The 22,608-nt window shown below is 39.3% G+C and carries 18 protein-coding genes; 9 read left to right on the top strand and 9 right to left on the bottom strand.

What is annotated here, in order from left to right:
• Positions 1 to 43: 43 nt before the first annotated feature.
• The 3 genes from RMY00_RS11765 to RMY00_RS11755 all read right to left on the bottom strand — a co-directional run bounded on the left by RMY00_RS11765 (position 44) and on the right by RMY00_RS11755 (position 3,230).
• Positions 44 to 439 carry a phage holin family protein gene (locus tag RMY00_RS11765; protein ID WP_322647713.1) on the bottom strand — a complete coding sequence of 132 codons (396 nt, stop codon included), beginning with the start codon at positions 437 to 439 and terminating at the stop codon, positions 44 to 46.
• A gap of 275 nt (positions 440 to 714) precedes the next feature.
• Positions 715 to 1,056: a 2Fe-2S iron-sulfur cluster-binding protein gene (locus RMY00_RS11760; protein ID WP_322647851.1), complete on the bottom strand. Its 342-nt coding sequence runs from the start codon at positions 1,054 to 1,056 to the stop codon at positions 715 to 717.
• 14 nt (positions 1,057 to 1,070) lie between these two features.
• Positions 1,071 to 3,230, bottom strand: coding sequence for a Tex family protein (locus tag RMY00_RS11755; RefSeq protein ID WP_322647712.1), 2,160 nt, complete (start codon positions 3,228 to 3,230; stop codon positions 1,071 to 1,073).
• 991 nt (positions 3,231 to 4,221) lie between these two features.
• Here RMY00_RS11755 and RMY00_RS11750 point away from each other — a divergent pair.
• The 8 genes from RMY00_RS11750 to RMY00_RS11715 all read left to right on the top strand — a co-directional run bounded on the left by RMY00_RS11750 (position 4,222) and on the right by RMY00_RS11715 (position 13,275).
• Positions 4,222 to 4,581 carry a hypothetical protein gene (locus tag RMY00_RS11750; protein WP_322647711.1) on the top strand — a complete coding sequence of 120 codons (360 nt, stop codon included), beginning with the start codon at positions 4,222 to 4,224 and terminating at the stop codon, positions 4,579 to 4,581.
• A 1,430-nt stretch (positions 4,582 to 6,011) separates the two neighbouring features.
• Positions 6,012 to 6,167 carry a hypothetical protein gene (locus RMY00_RS11745; protein ID WP_322647710.1) on the top strand — a complete coding sequence of 52 codons (156 nt, stop codon included), beginning with the start codon at positions 6,012 to 6,014 and terminating at the stop codon, positions 6,165 to 6,167.
• Between the two features lie 389 nt (positions 6,168 to 6,556).
• A complete protein-coding gene (locus tag RMY00_RS11740) occupies positions 6,557 to 6,970 on the top strand; it encodes an EamA family transporter (protein WP_322647709.1) in 414 nt (137 codons plus the stop codon).
• Between the two features lie 3 nt (positions 6,971 to 6,973).
• Positions 6,974 to 7,330, top strand: a complete 357-nt coding sequence (locus RMY00_RS11735) for an EamA family transporter (RefSeq protein ID WP_322647708.1) — start codon at positions 6,974 to 6,976, stop codon at positions 7,328 to 7,330.
• Between the two features lie 96 nt (positions 7,331 to 7,426).
• Positions 7,427 to 8,731, top strand: coding sequence for an NAD(P)/FAD-dependent oxidoreductase (locus tag RMY00_RS11730; RefSeq protein WP_322647707.1), 1,305 nt, complete (start codon positions 7,427 to 7,429; stop codon positions 8,729 to 8,731).
• A 39-nt stretch (positions 8,732 to 8,770) separates the two neighbouring features.
• Positions 8,771 to 9,598 carry a glycosyltransferase family 2 protein gene (locus tag RMY00_RS11725; protein WP_322647706.1) on the top strand — a complete coding sequence of 276 codons (828 nt, stop codon included), beginning with the start codon at positions 8,771 to 8,773 and terminating at the stop codon, positions 9,596 to 9,598.
• A 568-nt stretch (positions 9,599 to 10,166) separates the two neighbouring features.
• Entirely contained in the window at positions 10,167 to 11,639 is a 1,473-nt protein-coding gene (locus RMY00_RS11720) for a TldD/PmbA family protein (RefSeq protein ID WP_322647705.1), read from the top strand.
• 295 nt (positions 11,640 to 11,934) lie between these two features.
• Positions 11,935 to 13,275 (top strand): TldD/PmbA family protein, encoded by a 1,341-nt coding sequence (locus RMY00_RS11715; protein WP_322647704.1) that lies wholly within the window; start codon positions 11,935 to 11,937, stop codon positions 13,273 to 13,275.
• A gap of 70 nt (positions 13,276 to 13,345) precedes the next feature.
• On the opposite strand, the gene RMY00_RS11710 is transcribed toward RMY00_RS11715, so the two are convergent.
• From RMY00_RS11710 to mgtE, 5 genes are all read right to left on the bottom strand, one after another.
• Positions 13,346 to 13,786 (bottom strand): pentapeptide repeat-containing protein, encoded by a 441-nt coding sequence (locus tag RMY00_RS11710; RefSeq protein ID WP_322647703.1) that lies wholly within the window; start codon positions 13,784 to 13,786, stop codon positions 13,346 to 13,348.
• A gap of 195 nt (positions 13,787 to 13,981) precedes the next feature.
• Positions 13,982 to 14,974: a pentapeptide repeat-containing protein gene (locus RMY00_RS11705; RefSeq protein ID WP_322647702.1), complete on the bottom strand. Its 993-nt coding sequence runs from the start codon at positions 14,972 to 14,974 to the stop codon at positions 13,982 to 13,984.
• A 71-nt stretch (positions 14,975 to 15,045) separates the two neighbouring features.
• The gene (locus tag RMY00_RS11700) at positions 15,046 to 15,936 is read right to left on the bottom strand and encodes a hypothetical protein (RefSeq protein WP_322647701.1); all 891 of its coding nucleotides are present in this window, start codon (positions 15,934 to 15,936) and stop codon (positions 15,046 to 15,048) included.
• A 535-nt stretch (positions 15,937 to 16,471) separates the two neighbouring features.
• Positions 16,472 to 17,524 (bottom strand): aspartate carbamoyltransferase catalytic subunit, encoded by a 1,053-nt coding sequence (locus RMY00_RS11695; protein WP_322647700.1) that lies wholly within the window; start codon positions 17,522 to 17,524, stop codon positions 16,472 to 16,474.
• 186 nt (positions 17,525 to 17,710) lie between these two features.
• The gene (mgtE, locus tag RMY00_RS11690) at positions 17,711 to 19,063 is read right to left on the bottom strand and encodes a magnesium transporter (protein ID WP_322647699.1); all 1,353 of its coding nucleotides are present in this window, start codon (positions 19,061 to 19,063) and stop codon (positions 17,711 to 17,713) included.
• A gap of 943 nt (positions 19,064 to 20,006) precedes the next feature.
• On the opposite strand from mgtE, the gene RMY00_RS11685 reads away from it, so the two are divergent.
• Positions 20,007 to 20,801 (top strand): DUF2993 domain-containing protein, encoded by a 795-nt coding sequence (locus RMY00_RS11685; protein ID WP_322647850.1) that lies wholly within the window; start codon positions 20,007 to 20,009, stop codon positions 20,799 to 20,801.
• Positions 20,802 to 21,156: 355 nt separating this feature from the next.
• Here the strand turns inward: RMY00_RS11685 and RMY00_RS11680 are convergent, their stop codons facing one another.
• Positions 21,157 to 22,548, bottom strand: coding sequence for a UDP-glucose/GDP-mannose dehydrogenase family protein (locus tag RMY00_RS11680; RefSeq protein WP_322647698.1), 1,392 nt, complete (start codon positions 22,546 to 22,548; stop codon positions 21,157 to 21,159).
• Between the last annotated feature and the right edge of the window lie 60 nt (positions 22,549 to 22,608).

The following is a 22,608-nucleotide window of genomic DNA, read 5'->3' as shown; positions in this document are numbered from 1 at the left end:
GAGATGTAACAAAACTAGTATTTCTACTCCTTATAAATAATACTTATCTAGAAGGTAATTCACCTTGGGTTTTTTCGCCACTGCTGGTTAACAAGTTTCTTTCAACAAAGTAGTTGTTAATAAAGGTGTTAGCAAAAGTTAGAATGACTGGCCCAAGAAGGAAACCAATAATTCCGCGAACTGCAAATCCAGGAACTAATACTGCTGCTAACCAGAAACACAAACCGTTGACGACAAGCGAAAATGCTCCAAATGATAGAAAGTTAAGTGGTAAAGAAAGAGTAGACAGAACTGGTTTAACTGAACCGTTAATTAGACCAATTACTAAAGCAGCAATCATAGCTGCGGGAAAATTAGCAATATTAACGCCTGGAACAACTAAATCAACAATTAACAGGCTTAAAGCTGTAGCTAGAGCGGTTAATAATGGTGTTAACATTTTTCTTACCTAATCACTAAAGATTTTTTGTAACTTCTTATCTCATCTTCAACTATGTGTTAGGTTTTAACCTCTCTTGCAAGATAGAATTTCGTTCTACCGTTAGGCCGATCATTAAGAAAAAGATAGCGGTTTGAATACTACGTAAGTTTTACTTAAAACATCACTCGTCGGTATGTTTGGTTAAGGAATGAAACCCAACATTTTCACCATCTTGTCGGGTTTCACTACCTACAACCCAACCTACAAATCTTCTTAACGGATTAATATATCAATCACTTAGATTTTCCAGACTCAGGCTGATAGTAAAGCGCTGATTTATACAAGATTTGTTCTTGATGGGTTTCTAAAGTGCAATTAGATAAAGGGTAAGTTACACAAGTAACAACATAACCAGCCTGTACTTCACTTGGGCGCAGAAATTTTTGCTCACTTTGATCAACTTCACCGCTAATGAGTTTGGCGACACAAGCAGAACATTCGCCTTGTTTGCACCCAGATGGTAGGCGAATACCTGCTTCTTCTGCGATATCCAGAATATATTGATCGTCTGGTACTGGAATAGTACGATCTAATCCAAGTGTAGGATTGATGAATTGAACTTGATAAACTGCCATCTGCTGTTTGTAATTCATTGTTTAACTGCTTTCATCGATAAACTAATCCGCTTGAGTTTCTCGTTGATTTCTAGCACCTGCACTTTGACTACTTGTCCGACTTTGACAACTTTTTTGGGATCGTCTACAAATCTATCAGCAAGTTGAGATATATGCACCAAGCCATCTTGATGTACGCCGATATCAACGAAAGCGCCGAAGTTGGCGACATTTGTAATCATTCCCTCTAGTTCCATTCCCACCTTTAAGTCCCTGATTTCTTTAATTCCTTCTTTGAAGGTGGCATACTTAAATTCTGCACGGGGATCTCTACCTGGTTTTTCTAGTTCACTAAGGATGTCGCGCAGTGTGGGTTCGCCAATAGTATCGGTAACATATTTTTTCAGGTTGGTCTTTTTAAGTTTTTCGGCAATTTCTGTGACCTGATTTAATGGCACATTTAGATCAGATGCGATCGCTTCTACTACGGAATAACTTTCTGGATGCACTGCTGTATTATCCAATGGGTTGTCACCGCCGCGAATCCGCAGAAAACCCGCCGCTTGTTCAAAGGCTTTTGGCCCCAACTTCGGAACTTTCAAAAGTTGTCGGCGATTTTTAAAAGCTCCATTCTGGTTACGATAGGCGACAATGTTATTGGCAACTGTTGCCGTAATCCCAGAGACGGAAGTCAGAAGTTCTTTAGAAGCCATGTTCAAGTCTACGCCGACGTAATTAACGCAGCTTTCTACAGTCTCATCCAATTTCTTTTTCAGCAACTTCTGATCGACATCGTGCTGATATTGTCCCACACCAATAGATTTGGGATCGATTTTCACCAGTTCCGCTAGAGGATCTTGCAAACGGCGGCCGATGCTAATTGCACCGCGCACGGTAATATCTAAATCGGGAAACTCTTCTAGCGCTACTTTACTCGCAGAATATATAGATGCGCCAGATTCATTCACCATCACCTTAACTGGTTTACGTTCTATGGTTTCCAATACTTGTGTGACAAACTCCTCTGTCTCGCGGGACGCTGTACCGTTACCAATGGCGATTAACTCAATCTTGTACTTTTCAATTAGCTTTTTGACAGTTTGTGCAGCTTTAGCGCGTTGTTCAGCCGCTTGGTGAGGAAAAACCGCTTGGTATTCCAAAAATTTCCCGGTTTGGTCGAGAACAGCAACTTTACACCCAGTTCTAAATCCAGGGTCTATCGCTAAGGTGGGTTTCATTCCGGCTGGTGCAGACAGTAGTAATTCTCGCAGATTAGTTTCAAATGTCTTGATTGATTCCATGTCTGCGTAAACTTTCATTTCAGAAATTACCTCTCCCATTAGAGATATTTTCATCAAACGGTTAAATGCATCCTTTAACATCGCCTGATAAAAATCCCGAATTGTCCGAACTTTGGTTTTAATTTCTTTTGACTCAAGATAGTAAAGTACCGTATCTTCATCAAAAGCAATTTCAAAGCTTAATACTTTCTCCGTTTCACCGCGACACAACGCTAGCATATTGTGGGGTGCAATATTTTTTACCTTAATTTGATAGTTACGGTACATCTCAAATTTGGTTGTACCTTCAGGATAATTATCTTTGATACGGGAGACAAATACCCCTTCTTCGAGAAGATAATCGCGGATATATGCGCGTAATTCAGCTTTTTCAGCCACTTCTTCCGCTAAAATATCAGCAGCACCTTTGAGCGCTTCTTCTGCTGTTTTTACTCCCTTGGCTTCAGAAATATACTTAGCCGCTTCTTCTTCCAGGGAAGCCGTTGCAGCATTTTTTACATTTAGCGACTTGATGAATTCCGCCAGTGGTTCGAGTCCTTTTTCTCTGGCAATAGTAGCGCGGGTGCGTCGTTTTGGGCGATAGGGTAGATATAAATCCTCAAGTTCGGTTTTTTGTAAACAGGATGAGATTTTGGCTTTGAGTTCATCTGTGAGTTTACCAAGTTCTGCGATCGCACTTAAAATCACAGATTTTCGTTCTTCCAGTTCTGTTAAATAAGTATATCGATCAGCCAGTTCACGTAGTTGCACCTCATTCATCTCATCAGTGCGCTCTTTACGATAACGTGCAATAAAAGGAATTGTTGCACCCTCCGCCAAAAGTTCCAGCGCGTTTTGCACCTGATGGGGTTTGAGATTTATTTCAGTTGCCAGTAATTGAGGAATGTTCAGCATTGAGTGTCTAAAAGGAAAAAATGAAAATGCTACTTCTAAAGGTAATATGCTAGTACCGCAACGCAAAAGTCACGCATTCAAAAGTTTTGTATATCAAAGCTTTTGCAAGTTTTCAAATGGTAGCTTGATTTACGCTGCGCTGTACTAGATCCTTATTTTGGCGCAAAGCCAAAGTTTTAAGCTAATTTACCAAAGTTTGATTTTCAAGCTAGAGGGCAGAATTTGAACGAGGCTTTAAAGAAAACTCAATTCTTAGCCACCCAACGGGAAAGCCAGTCCTTCTTTGTTGAAACAACAAGACCGGGCTGGCGAACCAAATCGGAGATTATGGTGCAATACGCTTGGGTTAGCGCCAAAAACCTTGAAATGTGTAGCGACTGTCTTAAAAGTCAAGCGTATTGGATTATGGTGAGGTACTCAGACCGAAGACCCGTATAGTCGTAGCAGGGAAAAGAGAGCAGTAGACCTCTTGGCATTTGTGCTTTTTGCACTCTTAGGGAAAAGGGTTCATGTTAAAGGGGAAAAGGACGATACAGAAGTTTTTCCCCTTCCCCCCGCCCCTTATCCCCCTATCCATTACCCGGATCTTTCTCAACAATTGCGAGAGTATTCACTCACGTTTCTTACAACCCTGATACGTCTGTCGTTAATTCTCAATAAAAACCTAATTTTAGCGAGAATATTAAGAGCCAATTTGTCAAGTATGCCTCACACCTCAGTGTTTCAGATGCCTACAAAACAAGCGTTTCAAGATTGTAAAGAAAGATGTGGGTAATGCATAGCCTTATCCCCAGAGGGGACCCCACCTTCCTCTTTTCCCGACTTATGCAAGAAGTCTAGTATTCCAACTGAGCCTCCTGCCCTCTGCCTCTCTTGTTGAGTTTTAAATCCTTTCAATCCTCGTGGGCAAACGAGAGTTTGTATAATAGCATACCTAAGCTATTTTGAATCGGGACACTGGCAGAACAAATATTTATTTCGATCGACTCTTGTGGCTAATACCTTATTGAATGTAAAATCAACCAGAATTACAAAAACGATTTCAATTTGTTTCAGTTTCATAGATACAACAACTTTTAGTTCAGAGGTTACTAAAATGCCTTTGTTTTTCTTGATACCACTGTGTACGGCTATAGCCACTGGCTACTTCTTTAAAAAGAGTAGTGATGAAATTGCATATATTGCAGGTGTATTTGCAGCTATTAGCTTTATTTTCAGTTTAGTATTAGCACCCTGGCCAATTCAATTTGGATTGTTAATCATTGTCTTAATTATTACCAACAGACTTTTGCAAGAAAATGAGTTAAAACAAACTCAAAGCAAAGGAAAACAATTTAGGGAAACTAAATAAGACCAACTACCAGTAAATATCAAATATAAAGTTTGATAGGAATGTGAATTAAATAACAATCATCATTTATCGATGAATTGTAAATCAATTGAGAGTCAAAGTCTTCGACAACTGAGAAGTGGTGTATTTCAGTTGGCGTCAAATTCCTACACTGTTACCGTGATAACTGATAAATTTTGACTGTTTACTGATTTGATAATGCCAGATTATTGATAGAGGTATAACGGAGATTTAAGGATTTTAAAAATAATTTTCCGTTCTTTTCTGTGCATTTGATTACAGACTCGACTTATATCTACACGGTAGTAGTAAAAAGAGGGATTGGGGGTGAGATTCTACGCTTTATTTAATCCGCCTTCTTAAGAAAATTCAGAAATAGGGGCTTACGTGTTATTTGGTTTCTAAGTTAACCATAAAATAAGTTTTGTTTAAGATATTTGAATTTGAAGATTTTCATAAATAAATAATGATTCAGACTATTAGTTAACATCTATAGTCTTAAATTAAGTGTATTTTTATACTAAAAGTTTTTACTTGTACTAGTGTTCAAATTTCAATTCTACTTTCTCAAACTCTTACGCTTTGCACTTTTAGAATCTGATACTGAATCGCTACTTCTGCAACTTTATTAGTCAGAAAGTGGTACACAAATGTAGAAATTATTAAAAACAGAGATTCATCAAAAGAAAAATGTATGATTTTATAAAGTTTCTGTTTAGGTATATTTTCCTAAAATAAATTTTTGATAAAGTGTGGCGATAAATTTGCAACATTGTTTTCTCATGGTATTCTAGTAAGTAATTATATGTAAAAATAAATTCTGAGAGAAAGCTCTAATTAAAATTACATATAGTTAAAAACAATTAAACAGCAGTGTTACTAAGATGAATCTAAAAATATCTCAAATCCACTTAAATCAATAGTAAGTAGCTGCGAGTTGCTTACCAAATGCTAGTTTACATTGCCCTTTAGTGTTGTCAAAAGCTGCATTTCTACATGCAATAAAATTTACCAGAAACATGTAAGGCGCATGACTGTATAGTTATCTATAGATAGTTTCCACTCTAAGGCAGATTTTTCTTAACCATTGTGTTCCTATGTCCAAAAAGAGTACATATACACACTATTTTTGAGTACAAATTTTTAAGAATCGGCTTAGTTTCTAACCGAGGTTGCAGATATGTGTGTAAGACTGGATAAACTCTATGGCATGTCGTAGAACTAATAAACACTTACTGGAGAAAATTAAGAATATTTATCAATCCAGCTTAGTTTTGATGCATAAGTTAACGGCTTTAGAAGTTGAGTAGTGTCTTTAACAAGGTTTCTATAGCAGGATACAACTGATGAAAGTTAATGCATGGATTAATAAAAAATTTCGGGAATCCATTTTTACTCGCTTAACTCCATCTGTTGAACATACAGTTTAAATGCGAGTTCAGCATAAACTATGTCTCAGTGCTAAACTTTGTCCACTTTGTGGCACACCCAATGTTTTCTATATCTGCATCCACTATGACATAGATATTGCGATCGCCGATAGTGGGCGCATACGCCATCGCACTAAAACTAGTCTGGAAACATAACTGGCTGATAAGGAAGACATCTGCAATTCACAATTGGGCAAAGTCTAAACTGTTGCGCTAATTGTCAAGCAATTAAACTGTTATGTCTGCGAGTGTAACTCAGTAAGCAAATTTAGCATACTCTAATCCGATAATATCGGGTCTTGCCAAAATAAAGTAACCGTCCTCCAGGCTACATAGTATCTACTTGCTAACTCTTGGATATGAGCTTCTATGATCATTTTAATATCAATCACTTTAACATAATCTTCCTAATTTTATTGTCTATTTACTGAAGTGAAAGTTTAATTACACATAAAGTATGACCTAAATCTAAATCTGTTTAAACCTATAAATTGTTTACTGTCCCGTTCATACCTAATATCTCTATTGAGCCAAATTTACTGACTATGAAATCTATCTCGCAAACTTCAAACTTTAAAATAATTCCTTATATTATATTGTTTGTCAGTATTTTATTTAGTATTTCTGGTCAACTGCTGATGAAATATACCATGAGCCATACAAATGAGGGGCTACTAAACTGGGTATTTATTCAAAAATTAGTATTCGCTATTAGTGTCTATTGCTTGGGGGTAGTAAATTGGATATTAGCTCTGCGTTCGGTAAAATTGAGTATTGCTTATCCACTGACTAGTTTAAATTATGTCGGGATACTTTTTGGTTCGCACTACTTTTTTAATGAAGAGATTACACTAACTAGAATAGCGGGAGTAATTACTATTTTCATAGGTGTTATTTTAGTAGTTATTCCTTTAAAAAAATCGACATTAATGTATAGAAACTCTCATCAAGAAGATTGAAAAATGAACATCATTACTTGGCTTGTATTAATGCTTGTGGTTTTATTTGGAACAACAGCGAACCTATCACTAAAGTATGGACTTCACATTTCTAGCCATGCTAAGGGAGCAAGTACATCTATCCAAAATCTATTATTGTCTCGTTATTTTTGGATTTGGTTTATTTGCTATGCATTTATGACTATATTGTGGCTTTATGTATTGCGGACAATTCCTCTAAGCCAAGCATTTCCAGTTCTAGGATTAATGTATGCATTTGTTCCAATTGCTTCCCACTATCTTTTAAAAGAGCAGGTTGTGTTTAGTCAGTGGTTAGGAATTTCGATTATTATAACTGGTGTAATTTTGGTTGTAAATTAATAGCCAAAGGAATAGACAGCAAAAGTATTAATATTACAATTTGCCAAAAATAAATCTCAAAAGCAAAGTATCCTTATATAAATCTCAATTAAATTTATGAATATAGGCATCATTGGCGGGGGTATAACTGGGCTGGTATTAGCCCAACGTCTTTCAAATCAAGGACATAAAGTAACTGTATTCGATAGTAATAAGCAGCTTGGTGGACTTACCACTTATCATGATTATGGGTTGTTTACTTGGGATCGTTTTTATCACGTTATCCTCCCTTCTGATACTCATTTAATAAATTTTCTCAGAGATATTGGTCTTGGAAATAAGCTGCGTTGGCATAGAAGCTTAACAGGTTTCTACGACAATCAAAAATTTTATTCTATCAGTAACTCTATAGAATTTTTGCGGTTTCCTCTGTTCGGACTTATAGGTAAGATCAGATTAGCTTTCACTCTACTGTATGGTTCACGCCTGAATAACTGGCGACGCTTAGAGAAGATATTAGTTGAAGATTGGCTATTGAAACTTGGTGGTAAAAGCACATACGAAAAGCTCTGGAAACCTTTGCTTCTATCCAAATTAGGAGAGAACTATAAGCGAATATCAGCAGTTTTTATCTGGGCTTATATCAAACGGTTATTTTCAGCGCGAGATTCTTCATTAAATAAAGAACAACTTGGTTATGTTTCAGGTGGTTACAAAACTGTTTTTGACCATATAGAAAAATTAATTTACGCGGCTGGTGGTCATATCCACACAGGTGTTGCAGTGGAATATATTGCACCTCATCCAGAGGGTGGAATGTGGGTAGAATATCAGGGCAAAAAGGAACATTTTGATAAAGTCATCTTTACTGGCCCAGTTAATATTTTGCAACAGGTTGCTGCCAAAGAATTGGTGAAAGTTTCAGACACTGGTGAAACAGTAGAATACCTGGGTGTAATCTGCATGGTGCTTATTACTCGTAAGGCTTTAATTCCTTATTACGTAGTAAATATTGCCGATAGAAATGTTCCTTTTACTGGAGTCATCGGTATGAGTAACCTAGTTTCTTTGCAAGAGACAGCAGGGTATCATATTACATTTTTACCAAAATATATCCTTTCCACTGACCCGTTATTAAAACAGCCAGATGATGAGTTGCGCCAAGTATTTTTCCAAGGTATACGTTTGATGTTCCCAGAACTCAAAGCAGATGATATTGTTGCAGCACACATTAATCGAGCTATTAAAGTACAGCCGCTACAAGTTTTAAATTATTCAAGCCTAGTTCCAAAAGTGAGTACTGAAAACGATGATTTCTTCGTTGTCAATACCTCACAGTTGGTTAATGATAGCGTCAATAACAACGCAGTCGTCCGACAGGTTGATGAATTTCTCAAGAAATCAACATTATTGAATTCTTGAACTTAGAGAATAATATTTTGAAAATTACACGAGGTACTTATGAGTCTTTTTGTTCTTTTACCCGCATACAATGAGCAAGAATCAATTCGCCCCTTGTTCAAAAAGTTTCAGGTATTGCAGGAAATATCTAATATGGATATCCGGCTAATTCTTGTTGATGATGGTAGCAAGGATGCAACTGCTCAGACTGCAATAGAAGAATCTCAATCGCTAGGGATATTACTTAAATTAGTCCAGCATCCCAAAAATGCTGGTTTAGGTCAAGCAATTAAAACAGGTTTCACAACTTTCTTAGAAATTTCTAAAGAAGGTGATTTTTTAGCCGCGATGGATTGCGACAACACTCAACCACCAGAACTATTAATCAAGATGTATGAGACGATGATAGCTGGTAGCTATGATATTGCGATCGCATCTAGATATCGAAAAGGCTCTAAAGTCATAGGCTTATCAAAATTTAGAGAGGTGATGAGCTACGGAGCAAGCTGGCTTTTTAGAATTGCAGCCCGTGTACCAGGTGTAAGAGACTACACTTGTGGCTACAGACTGTATAACCGTACTTTCGTCAGCAAACTAGATATCTATTATGGTGAGAGTTTATTCACTGAAAGCGGATTTGCTTGCATGATAGATTTATTGCTGAAAGCCAAAGCGCTCAAACCAAAAATCATAGAAATTCCAATGGTTTTGAGATATGACGAAAAGCCGAGCGCCAGCAAAATGAAAATTATTAAAACTATTACTCGAACCCTAAAGTTATTGTTTAAGAATCTAACATCGCCACCGCCAACTGCTGCTAATTTAGGTCAGACTTTCAATCAGCAAGAAACAGTAAGAATTCCCTTGAAAATGACAAATCGTAAATAAGCCTAAGAAAGAACAGGCTCTTACCAAGAATTAAATAGATGGAAAATGGTCATTTATCAACCATTCTAGGGATGAGCAAGGCATAAATCAAAAATAAGTTTGATTAAATTCTTGCTTTTACCAATATTATATATGGATATTTTTTCCTAATAGTTTAAGAAATTGGAAGACAGTCTAAGGCTGCCTTCCAATTTTTTATGCATGAATATTTTCATTTTTTGATTTGCTCATTCGCTATGAAAGTGTATTATATCTCGACTCTATATGATAGCGATCGCTCTCCAAAGGGCGTTACTTAAATATTTCACTCACGCTTAACGAAAGGGAAGTAATACCAATTCTCCAAAATGAAGCAACAGATGTAAATCAGGAAAGTCTTGCTGTATCTAAGTTTCTTAATTGCCTTAGCGCAGCGGGGCGTTAGCCCATTGCGAATTGGTATAAATTTCCCAGGTGAGGAAACCCCTACTACTTAATTGCCGACTCTGACTTTCACTGATTTGTTAGACTAAACACACCAGGATTTTTCAGTCAAATCTCTGAACTACGCCAGCAGACGAGGCTACCCATGCTTACAAGTACGCTACTTCTCTCGAATCAACTTCCCACCCTGCAATATTCCTCCACACCAGAGCGTTTCGATGAAACCTGGGAAGCCCCCCTGGCTACCCTCCTGGGATTAGGACGCGCCGCAGGCGCTGACTTCATCGAATTATTTTTAGAACGTCGCAACTATATTAGTTGCCTTGCAGAAGACGACTCCATCACTAGTATTTCACCAAGTCTGTCTACAGGCGCGGGAGTCAGAGTATTTCGCGGCAAAGCTGATTGCTATGTCAGCACCAATGACCTTTCGTTTTCCGGTTTGAAAGCAGCTTTAGAAAAAGGTCTTTCTATCCTGGGATTGCAACTACCCATTGCTAAAGCTTTCATCCCAGAAATCAACCTAGAATTATTGAGAGATTACGCCACCAAAAGAGGCAAAGATGCATGGCTACCAGTGTGTAGTTCCATCCGAGAAATGGGAGAAGTCCTCCTTGATGGCACTGCCAACCTGAAGCGAAAAGCTAGCCACGTCCAATCGCGCCGTGCTACCTATTTCCGGGATTGGCAAGAAGTTTTAATCGCCGCCAGTGACGGCACTTTTGCCCGTGACATTCGCCTCACCCAGTCAGTAGGATTTAACCTCTTGTGTGCTGATGGCGCTAATCGTGCTTCTATCGGTGAACGCGCTGGTAATACTAGCGATGCCAACTTCTTAAGGACTTGGGATTCTCAACAAGCTGCCGAAAAAATAGCAGAATCTGCTGGCAAAATGCTCTACGCCGATTACGTAGAATCAGGTACTTACCCGATTATTATGGCGAATCACTTTGGCGGCGTAATCTTCCACGAAGCTTGCGGACATCTGTTAGAAACCACCCAAATTGAACGCAATACCACACCCTTTGCTGACAAAAAAGGCGAAAAAATTGCCCACGAAAGTTTGACAGCCTGGGATGAAGGGCGTTCTGAAAATGCCTTTGGAACAATTGACATGGATGACGAAGGTATGCCTGCTCAAAGAACCCTATTAATTGAAAAAGGCGTTCTCAAAAACTTCTTAGCAGATAGAACAGGTTCTGCACGCACCGGACACCCCAGAACTGGAAGTGGACGCCGCCAAAATTATACCTTTGCTGCTGCTAGCCGGATGCGTAATACTTATATTGATTCTGGCGAATATAGCATTGATGATTTATTTACCTCTGTTGATAAAGGTATCTACTGTAAAAAGATGGGTGGCGGAAGCGTTGGTGCTACGGGCCAATTTAACTTTAGCGTTGATGAAGCTTATTTGATTGAAAATGGCAAAATCACCAAACCGCTAAAGGGAGCAATTCTAATTGGTGAAGCTAAGGAAATTATGAATAAAATTTCTATGTGTTCCCAAGATTTGGAAATTGCACCAGGTTTTTGTGGTTCTGTGAGTGGTAGTATTTACACCACAGTAGGACAACCCCATATCAAGGTTGATTCTATTACCGTTGGTGGACGATAAGAATTTTAGATTTTAGATTTTGGATTTTGGATTGTGAATTAGTAGGAGTTGAAGGCTAGAACAAAGCACCTGAAACGCTTTACTTGTTAGAGCTTCTTATTGAATCTAGATTAATGACAACAGAAAAACTAAAAAGCCTAATGCAAGAAGCTACCGAAATTCTAGCTGTGCCTGTTGCGTCAATAAAAACTCTCCGAGCAAAATATTAAGTCATAACATCCAAGATTCAAAATCTAATATCAAAAATAAAATTGCTCTCAATCCAAAATCTAAAATTAAAAATCCAAAATTGACTATGCCAAATATCAATGAAATTGTAGATTATGCCAAGGACAATGCTGGTAAGCTTGGTATTAAGAAATTCGACATTTATGGTTCAACAGTAGATGATACTAGCGTGCAAGTAGACCAAGGTGAGCCAAAACAAGTCAAAGCCTCAAACCGCTCTGGTGTTACTGTTCGTGTCTGGAATGAAGATAATACAATGGGTGTCACCAGCACCACAGATGTAGACCCTAAAGGACTGGAATTAGCTTTGAAGACTGCCTACGAAGCCAGTTTCTTTGGTGTTAAAGAAAATGTTCCTGATTTTAGTCCAGAAGCTACTGTTCCTATTGCAAATAAACCTCAAGATAAGGCACCCCAAGCACCTGTTGCTGAACTCATAGAAAAATTGTTGGTAGCTGAAAAAGAACTACTAGCAGCTCATCCAGCAATTAAAGGTGTGCCTTATAATGGTTTATCGCAAAGAGATATTGACAGATTTTATCTTAATAGCGACGGTGCAGTGAGAACTGAATCTCACTCCTTAGCATCAGTTTATCTTTACAGCAAAACTGAGGAAGAAGGAAAAAAACCTCGCAGTGCAGGTGCTTTTAGAATCAACCATAGTTTAGATAATCTAGACATCAATAGTTGCATAAAAGAAACCGCAGATAAAACTATCAGTCACTTGAACTATGAAAAAATCAAAACTGGTAAATATCGGGTTGTTTTTTCACCGGAAGCTTTTTTAAGTCTGTTGGGTGGTTTTTCTAACTTGTTCAACGCTCAAAGTATTTTAGACAACCAAAGCTTATCTACTGCTGATGATTTAGGTAAGCAAATTGCTTCTCCTCTACTTTCAGTTTTTGATGATGCACTTCACCCTGCTAACGTAGGCGCAGAAACTTTTGATGGTGAAGGAACTCCTACTCGTCAGGTTTCACTGATTGAAAATGGAGTTTTAAAAAGCTTTCTCCACAGTGCAGGCACTGCCAAAAGGTTCAATACCCAGCCAACAGGTAACGCTAGTATTGGTGCAAAAGTTAGCGTTAGTCCCAATTTCTATCACGTTTTTTCAACAGCAACTCCTGAAGAAGAGTTGAGTTTAGAAACTGCTGAAAATGTGATCTTTATCGATGATTTACAAGCTCTCCATGCTGGAGTTAAAGCTTTGCAGGGTTCATTTTCTTTGCCGTTTGATGGTTGGCTAGTTAACAATGGTGTCAAGACAAGTATTGAGTCAGCAACTGTTGCTGGTGATTTCTTAGAAGTCCTGAAGTCAATTATTTATGTAGAAAAAGAGCCAGAGTTAACGCCAGGGGGAGTTTGCCCGAAAATCTGGGTTAATGAATTGTCGATTACTGGTGAGTAAAAGTTAAAAAGTAGAGAGTTAGGAGTTGAATATAACTCTTAACTCATCACTTCAAAATCATTAATCACCATTAGTATTCACCACCAATGCTAATGGCAGTATTAAATACATCAGCGCCGCTTAAATCAATATTAGCCATAACAGCGCCATCTACGTCACTATTATATAAGCGGGAATTGCTCAAATTAACGTTGGTGAGATTGGCATTATTTAACATAGTATCGCTGACGAATGCTTTTGTGAGATTAGCAGACTTCAAATTTGCACCAGTTAAATCAGCACCTTCTAAGTTAGCACCTTCGAGATTAGCCCCTTTTAAATTTGCATTTCTGAGGTCAACACCTATGAGGTGAGCGCCTTTGAGGTTAGCTCCTGTTAGATTACATCCAGAACATTCTCTAGTTTCCAGCAAGCGCCGGACAGAGGCGGAGTTTTCTGCTTTGACGGGAAGGGGAGCAGCTAAAGATAGCGTGCTGAGTAAGGCTGCTGCCGTCAAAAAAATTCGTTTCATATTTACCTCCGACACTTCTAGAAGTTATTAAAATTTTTAAACTTCTACGATACCAGTGTGCCAAGATTACAGAATTTTGTACTCATGCGATCGGAGTAATAGATAATTTCTATGAGAATAGGTATTCTTTTGTAAACTAGTCCGATCGGACTAATAGTAATATTATTGGACTTAACTGCAAACCGCTATATATTTTTAGTCGTTAATTGTTCCATCAGGCATGACTGCACCACGCAAATCTGCACCAGTCAGATTTGTACTACTCATTTCTACTCTGATTAGATTTGCTTTACTTAAATTAGCATCAGTCAAGTTTGTTCTAGCAAGATAGGCATCAACCAAGTCTGCTTCAGTAAGGTTAGCCCCACGCAGGTTAGCCCGACTTAAATCAACTCTATTTAGCCTTGCAAAACTCAGGTTTACTCCACTCATCTGGCATTTAGTCAGTTTAGCATCTGGCATAATTGCACCGTACAAGTTAACACCTGTAAGTTCGGCATCAATGAGATTTGAGCGTTCTAGTCTAGCGTTCATTAGGTTAGCACCTTTCAAATTAGCACCTCCGATGTTAGTATCTGCCAGAGATGCATTATATAAAATAGCTTTACTCAGGTTGGCATCACTCAAATCGGCATAACGTAGCGTTGCCTCACTCAAGTTAGCACCACTCAAATCAACTTTAGATAAGTCTACACCAGTTAAATCAGCGCCCCGCAGGTCAGCCTTATGGAGGTTAGCACCCCGTAGACTAGCAGAATACATTCTCTTTTCTTCTCTGAAGTTAGCACCACGCAGGCACGCGCCAGTTAAATTTGCACCACTCAAATTTGCACCACGCAAATCGGCGTCCATCAAGTTACTATCTAACATATACGCCAAAGTTAAATTCGCATTACGCAAATCAGCACCCTGTAAAGTTGCACCATGTAAATTAGCATCATGCAAGTTGGCATCGATTAAACTTGCCTGATTTAGGTTCGCACCACTTAGCTTTGTACAAACTAGATTTGCCTTATTTAGGATTCCCCGATTTAGATAGCTAAAAATTAAGATTGCATTAGATAAATCTGCCTTATTCAAAGTTATACCAATCAAGTCTGCACCAAACAAATTTACGCCGTTTAAGTTTGCCTCCAAAAACTTTGTTTCTCCATTTTCATATCGTTTAAGAAGCTCATTGGCATCCATATTTATTTTCCCCTATCAATTACTACACTCGTTTTAAATTTTCCAGTATCAACAATAGTCAAAAGTTGCCATTATTCTTTGGTAGGGGGTGCTAGAAATTGACAGGTATTATTGTCATCCTTGAATGCCATTTTATGATAAGGATTAACTAGTGTTTTCGTTTCCAGAGATGAATCGCTGTTAAACGGTTGATATCCATTAACACTGGATGATATATTTCCATATAGACCTCGCATAGATTGGATAATTGCACTAGCTGCTTGAATATTTTCATCTGGTTTGCCTAGAGATATAACGGCATTATTTAGTTTAGATTCAAGCTCTCTGATAGTTGGACAAGTATTAAATAATTTCAGCAATAAATCATCAAGTTTTTCAGCCTTCAGTTTCAACCAGTCTTCTTCATTGAAAGTAAATTTTTTGTAAAGTGCAGAAAATAGGACTATCTTAGCCCTAAGTGGGTTAGTATACTTCATAATATTTTGCCGTAAATCAAACTGATTATATTGATGTTTGATTTGACTGTTTCGAGATTTATCTATAGGATTTAATGATATTTGCCTAGAATTATAAAAGGTCTGTTCCTCTTTACAAGGTTGATTTAATAATATTCCTGTTAAGTCTTCTTGAGGAGGTTGATTTAATAATATTCCTGTTGATTCATCAAGTGTTATATATAATTTCTGCATCTCATGAGAAATAACACTGGCTATTAGGGCGTATTCATCTTGTTTATTGAGGGTTTTTACAACTTTAGATAAAGTATAATTTAAATTATTTATAGTTGGATTTAATCTGTATAATTCTTGAATTAATTCTTGGAGTTTAAACCGTTCTAGCGTATCTTCATCATTCTCCCAGATATTTTTACAGGCTGAGTATATTAATTTTTTAATCCGTTTTGAGTTTTCATGATGCTCTAAATTTTTAGTTACTGTATCAAGGCTAGATATAGTTTTCATCAGCAAATCTCCGGCACAGGTATCAGGTAGTAATAAATGATAGAACTAGCTCTTTAAACGTGACTTCTAAAATCTCTTTTTCTCTAATTTTTCTCTGTGTGAAAAGTGGTTTATAAGTTATTTATTTAACCGCCGAGACACAGTAGAAAGTTTGAAGGCAACAAACCTCCGTTGGCGCAGTCCGCCGTAGACATCAGGCTTTCTAAGACAGAGAATACGGAGAATAGAAATTTATATTATGTCCGCTTGATTACTTATTAAACCCGAAGAACCCCACCCTGCCAAAGCTACGCTTTATCTCTTTTACCCGCAAGCGGGGAGAGAATTAAAGGCTGAGGTGCAAAGGCTCTGGGAATCACAACTAATTATGCGGCCATGATATTAGAGAGGAATTCACTTGCGAGAATTTCTACTTACTTTAAAAGGGCTGGTCTTATGTTATACCTTTTTTATCTAGCTTGTGTAGTCATGTCTTTGCCTACAGTTGCCTCAACAGCCGAATCCTGATGGTCATTGCCTGTGAGAGTTAAATTACTTAGACCTTACTGCTTCCTATCAAATACAACAGCGCCATACGAACGGCGACACCACTGGTAACTTGTGATTGTATGAGACTAAATTCTGGGTCATCCATCAATTCAGAACTGATTTCGACACCACGGTTAACTGGGCCTGGATGCAAAACCTTGACGTTAGGTTTACAAAGTTGCAATTTTGTGATTGTAATGCCAAATAGCTGATGATATTCTCGCAAACTTGGCAGTAAATGAGCGGTCATCCGTTCCTTTTGCAGGCGCAAAGTCATGACAAAATCGGCATTTTGCAAAGCTGGTTCTAGTTGCCAATGTAGAAATAGTTGGGGAGTGGGGAGTGAGGAGTGGGGAGTGGGGGATGAGGAGATAATAAATTCCTGATTCTTAACTGCTGCCTCTTCCAAAATATACTCGGCAAATAATTTGGGTAAGAGGGTAGGTGGGGCTGCTAGATGCACTTCGGCACCACTGGCGATTAAACTCCAGATATTTGATCGCGCCACACGAGAATGGAGAATATCCCCAACAATGGCAATCTTTTTACCCTTTAAAAGTTCTAGTCGGGGACTAGCTGGATCAATTAGAGTACAAATGGTAAATAAATCTAGCAGTGCTTGGGAAGGATGCTCATGTTGACCATCACCAGCATTGAGGACACTAACTTTTACACCTAAACGATCCATTTCAGCCGCGATCGCATTCGGTACTCCTGCCTCTCGATGGCGGACTACCATAATATCAGTTCCCATTGCCAAATAGGTTTTCGCCGTGTCGAGAATTGTTTCTCCCTTAGTCATAGAAGATGTGGCTGCGGCAAAATTCAGCGTATCTGCACTTAAACGTTTCGCCGCGAGTTCAAAACTGCTGCGAGTGCGAGTAGACGATTCAAAAAATAAATTCGCTACCACCTGTCCCTGTAAGGTTGGTACTTTCTTTGTCCGCCGTGATAGCACTTCCTGAAAACTGGCAGCAGTTTGCAAAACAGTATTATATTCAGCCGCCGTAAAGTCAGCTAGGGAAAGAACGTGATGACGATTCCAGGTAGTAGTAGGCATAGAATTTGGGAAGTGGGGACAAGGGGAGGCAGGGGAGGCAGGGGAGGCAGGGGAGGCAGGGGAGCAGAGGGGACAAGGTGACAAAAGTTTAGAACTTCCAACAAGTCTTTCCCCTTGTCCCCAATTCTCCTTGTCCCCAAGTCCTCTTTCCCATGCTCAATGTCCAATGCCCCATGCCCAATCCTTTCAAGTTGGTAAATGGAAAACGTTTAAAGCTAGAGAAATTAGGCTGAGGAATGTTAAAAACCCAATTGTATCTAGCATTGTAGTCACTAACGGGCCACTAACTAAAGCAGGGTCAAGCTTCAGCCGTGTCAAACCCATTGGCAATAAAGTACCAAGTGTAACAGCCACAATTGTATTAGTTGCCATGACCATTCCGGCAATTAAAGCCACCCATCGTTCTTGGGGTTGCGCCCAGATTAAGGAAAGCAGGAACATTGTTGTGGCTAAAGCTACGGCTGTACCTAAACCAGCTAAAAGTTCTTTGCGGAGAATTTTTAAGGTATCTTTGGGTGTTACCTCGCCCACTCCCAAGCCGCGAATTGTCACCGTTAATGATTGAATCCCAACAGTACCACCGGTATTAGAAAAAATTGGCATGATTACTGCTAGAACTGGTACTGCGGCAATTACAGATTGAAAAGGCGCGATCGCACTGGCAGCACCAATATACAGTGCCATAATCCCCAACAACCAAGGTAAGCGGTTACGGATAGTGAGTAAGGGAGAGGATAAAGCAGCTTCATCACCACTGACACCTGCCAGTTTTTGGATATCTTCTGTGGCTTCCTCTTCCAAAATATCCATGACATCATCAATGGTGACGATGCCAACCAATCGGTCTTCTCGGTCAACTACGGGGATAGCGATTAAGTCGTAGCGCTGCATGATTCGCGCCACTTCTTCCTGAGGGGTTTCAGTTCTAACTTTGATGACGCGATCGCTAGCAATATCTTTGATAAAAACATCGGGAAAGGTAAACAACAACTGGCGCAGTGAAACTACTCTCACCAGCGTTCGATTGTCATCTGTGACGTAGGCGTAGTAAATCGACTCCTTGTCTTCGTCCTGACGACGGATTTTGCTTAGGGCTTCACCTACAGTTAATCCTTGGCGCAACCGGACATACTCAGTTGTCATTACCCGCCCAGCAGTACCTTCTGGATAGCCGAGAATCGTTGCTGTTGCTTGCCTTTGTTCTGGACTCAGTTCTTGTAATAGCCGTTTGATTACTCCAGCAGGTAGTTCATCAAACAATTCTGCCCGTTCATCGGGACTCATGGCTTCTACAAGTTGCACTACCTGGACATCATGCAGAGAATTAATTAATTCCTCCTGCACCTCTGTGGGCAAATATTCAAATACATCAATTGCCTGAGCTTTATTGAGTAAACGGAATGCGATCGCGCGTTGCTGTTCAGGTAATTGTGTAATGTAGTCTCCCACATCTACAGGTTGCAAGCGATTTAAATCCCATTTTAACTGGTTTAAATCGGTAGTATCAGTCAGCAAATCACGAATATCTTGTGTAAGCATGTAGATATATCTCCTAAGTCTCCCCCGCGCTGGGAGACTTCCTCGCCAGCTCAGAGGAGGTTGATACTGCCATCTGGTGGACTATTGCCCATAAAATTTCAACAATTCAATATCGATATCTAAATTAAGGCATCGCTAGTCATCATCCTAACCCGGAATAGCACTCTCCAGGAAACACTGAATATTAGCATTCAGTATTCGTGATATTTACTACTAGTAGCTAAGTTAATTACCCTGAAATTTAGGTAATTTTTATCTAGCTTAAAGTAGATTTTACTATTGCTATAAGATATGTGTCTTCCCAATCAACAAATTTTTTCGCAAACTTTATACAGTTAAAATATTTACAACATCAGTAAGCAATATTTGGTATCAAGCAATTTTATGCATAGTCACCTGGACAACGAAGAATCAGAAATGGGTTAGCAGGTTTCACTTCATAGTCACGGTAAGGTGTTTGAGCTTTGGCGATCGCTTTGAATCTCTAAGAGGAGATAGAAAAGGTCAGCTTGAACTCTTAGAGAAGGTGTGTTTCAGTTCTGCTCAATATAATTCACGTTCAGGGAACTCAAAAGTCACGCATTCAAAAGTCAATAATTTTGAATCCCATAAATAAATTAGGGTAAAAACTTTCGCGGACTCCTTTACTATCTTGAAAAAAAAAGAGCAGTCATTTAGTCAACTAAAGTAAATCTTTAGTTGCTCAAGGTAGGGTGTTTACTCTAAACCCTTTAGCCCATATACTTCAAAGTATAATTGTTAATGTTATGAATGCTGCGACATTCTCCCTGTCTAAGTCAAATTTGTAATATTTTATACGTTGAGATAACAACTATCAGCCATCCTATACCTACCTATCAGCACAATTAATCACGGGATCGCTTGCTGTATTCTTCACAGTTTGTTACAAAAGTACAAAGAACTTCTAGAGACTAAAAACCACATGTTCGGCGGACTTACTGGTTTACAAAATCCTAAAGGCACAGATTGGGGAGAGCGGATGCTCAACACGGTCGCCAGCCAAACGATTCGCCACCTGTTTACGCAAAGCGAGTCAGTAGAAGTCTCTGTGCGCTGCTACCCCTCCAGCAAACTGTTGCAAGGCAGCATTGATAGCTTCAAAATGAGCGGTCGTGGGTTGGTGATTCGGAGAGATTTTGCGGTAGAGGAGATGTCTTTTGAAACCGATGCGGTTGCCATTGACTTCGGCTCGGTTTTAAGTGGCAAGCTCAGTCTTAAGCAACCTACTCAAGCGATCGCCCAAGTAATTTTATCAGAAGCAGGCATAAACCAAGCCTTTAATGCGGAACTGGTGAAAAAGCGCCTGCTTAATCTCACCGTACCATCACTGACAGAATTATCTGGCGGTGAACCAGTTTCCTTTACGGAAGTACAGGTACAGTTATTGCCAGGAAATCGCTTACAGCTTGTAGCAAAAGCAGATTTAAATAATGGCGAACTCGTTCCCTTGAATATGAGCCTAACTTTAGGCATTGAAAGGCGGCGGCGAGTTTCCTTCAAAGATCCAAAAATCGAACTTGACCAAGTACCAGAAGCACAACGGGAAATCTCGCAAACCTTGAGCGTGGCGCTGGTAGAAATTTTAGATAATATGGTTGATCTCGATCGTTTTGACCTCGATGGAGTGAAAATGCGGCTCAACCGATTAGACACTGAAGGTCAAAAACTTATTTTCAGTGGTTATGCTGAAATTGAACGTATTCCACATAGCGCTTGATATTATATTGTCACGTAAGCAAAGTAAGTAAAAAATTTTAACGTGAACTCGATAAACCTCTCCTTGGTTTGAACTAAAGTTCAAGTTTTCCCACCCGTGGGAGAGTTTGTTTTACGTAGTAAAATCTCTTAGCAATCTTTTGATTGGGCTAATTAGACGTACAGTATATGAACAGTCGAATTCACGTTTTTTTGGGTCTTTGCATGAAGCCCTAAAACAAAATTAAATACCGCCTAAAGCAATTTAGGCGGTATTATAATACTTTAGGTTTTTAAGATAGTTAGAGTTAGGAGTAATGGATTATAATTTATAAGCAATTTTTATCCATCATTGATCGCTTCTAACTCCTAAATCTCTATCGTCCCACCCCTACGTATTGGAATCCAGCCCGTATCATTGCTTCCGGGTCAAGGAAGTTACGACCGTCGATGATAACGGGGTGGGTCATCAATTTTGCCATTTTTACATAGTCAAGAGTGCTAAACTGCTGCCATTCGGTGACAAGTACTAACGCATCGCAGCCATCAGCTAGTCTTTCGGCATCGGTTTCTACTAGCACACCAGAAAGCCCATGACGTAAACCTGTTTGAGAAACAATCGGGTCAAAGGCTTTAACTTTGGCTCCCAATCGGTTGAGCTGCTCAATCAAATTGAGGGCTGGGGCGTCACGCAAGTCGTCGGTATCGGGCTTGAAGGTCAGTCCGAGTAGTCCAACTGTTTTGCCTTTAAGAATTTTTAGAACTTTTTGGAGTTTTTCTAAAGCAATCAATCGCTGGCGTTCGTTGACACTGACAGCAGCTTTGAGTAATTGGGCTTCATAGCCATAATCATCAGCAGTGTGAATCAGAGCAGAGACATCTTTAGGAAAACAAGAACCACCCCAACCAATACCAGCTTGTAAAAATTTGTTACCAATGCGGGAGTCTAGACCGATACCTCTAGCTACTTGGCTAACATCAGCACCAACGCGATCGCAAATATTAGCAACTTCGTTAATAAAACTAATCTTAGTGGCTAAGAAAGCATTAGCGGCGTATTTAATCATCTCCGCCGAACTTAGGTCTGTTGCCAGAATTGGCACAGGGGGTAAAGATTGATCAAGAGCGTACTTGCGTTCCACAATTGGGGCATAGAGTTGTCGCATTAAGGCTACTGCTCTTTGGCTATTGCCTCCTAGTACAATGCGATCGGGGTTGAAGGTGTCGTACACTGCCGAACCCTCGCGCAAAAATTCTGGATTGCTGATTACATCAAACTCGGCTGCAAACTCAGGTAATTTTTCATTACTCGGAACCCCACCAGCTGGTACTAATGTTTTCTGCCGTTCAGCCACACCATCTAAAACAAGCATTCGTACCCAGTCACCTGAGCCAATGGGTACTGTAGATTTATTGACTATAACTTTATAACCGCCGTTGAGATTTTCCCCAATCCCACGGGCTACAGCTTCAACATAACGAGTATCACTTTCACCAGTGGGTAAAGGTGGCGTTCCCACAGCAATAAACAGAATTTCTCCGTGGGAAACTCCAGCAGCGAGATCGCTAGTAAAATGAATCTTTTCTGTTTGAATGGCAGACTGGATAATTTCTGAAAGTCCCGGCTCAAAAATTGGAGACTGTCCAGACTTCATTAACTTAACTTTTTCTTCGTTATTGTCTACACAAATGACATCATGCCCAATATGAGCCAAGCAAGCACCTGTAACTAAACCAACGTAACCAGTACCAATCACGCAAACACGCATTTTTTAACTCCTCACTTTTTTGGGGTTAGTTTTTTAAAAGAAGTATCAATATGACACTTA

It is taken from the genome of Nostoc sp. ChiVER01, from assembly GCF_034531155.1.
Classification (GTDB): Bacteria; Cyanobacteriota; Cyanobacteriia; order Cyanobacteriales; family Nostocaceae; genus Nostoc.
Note: the sequence above shows the minus strand (reverse complement) of the source record. Positions and strands in the feature narration are given on the sequence as shown.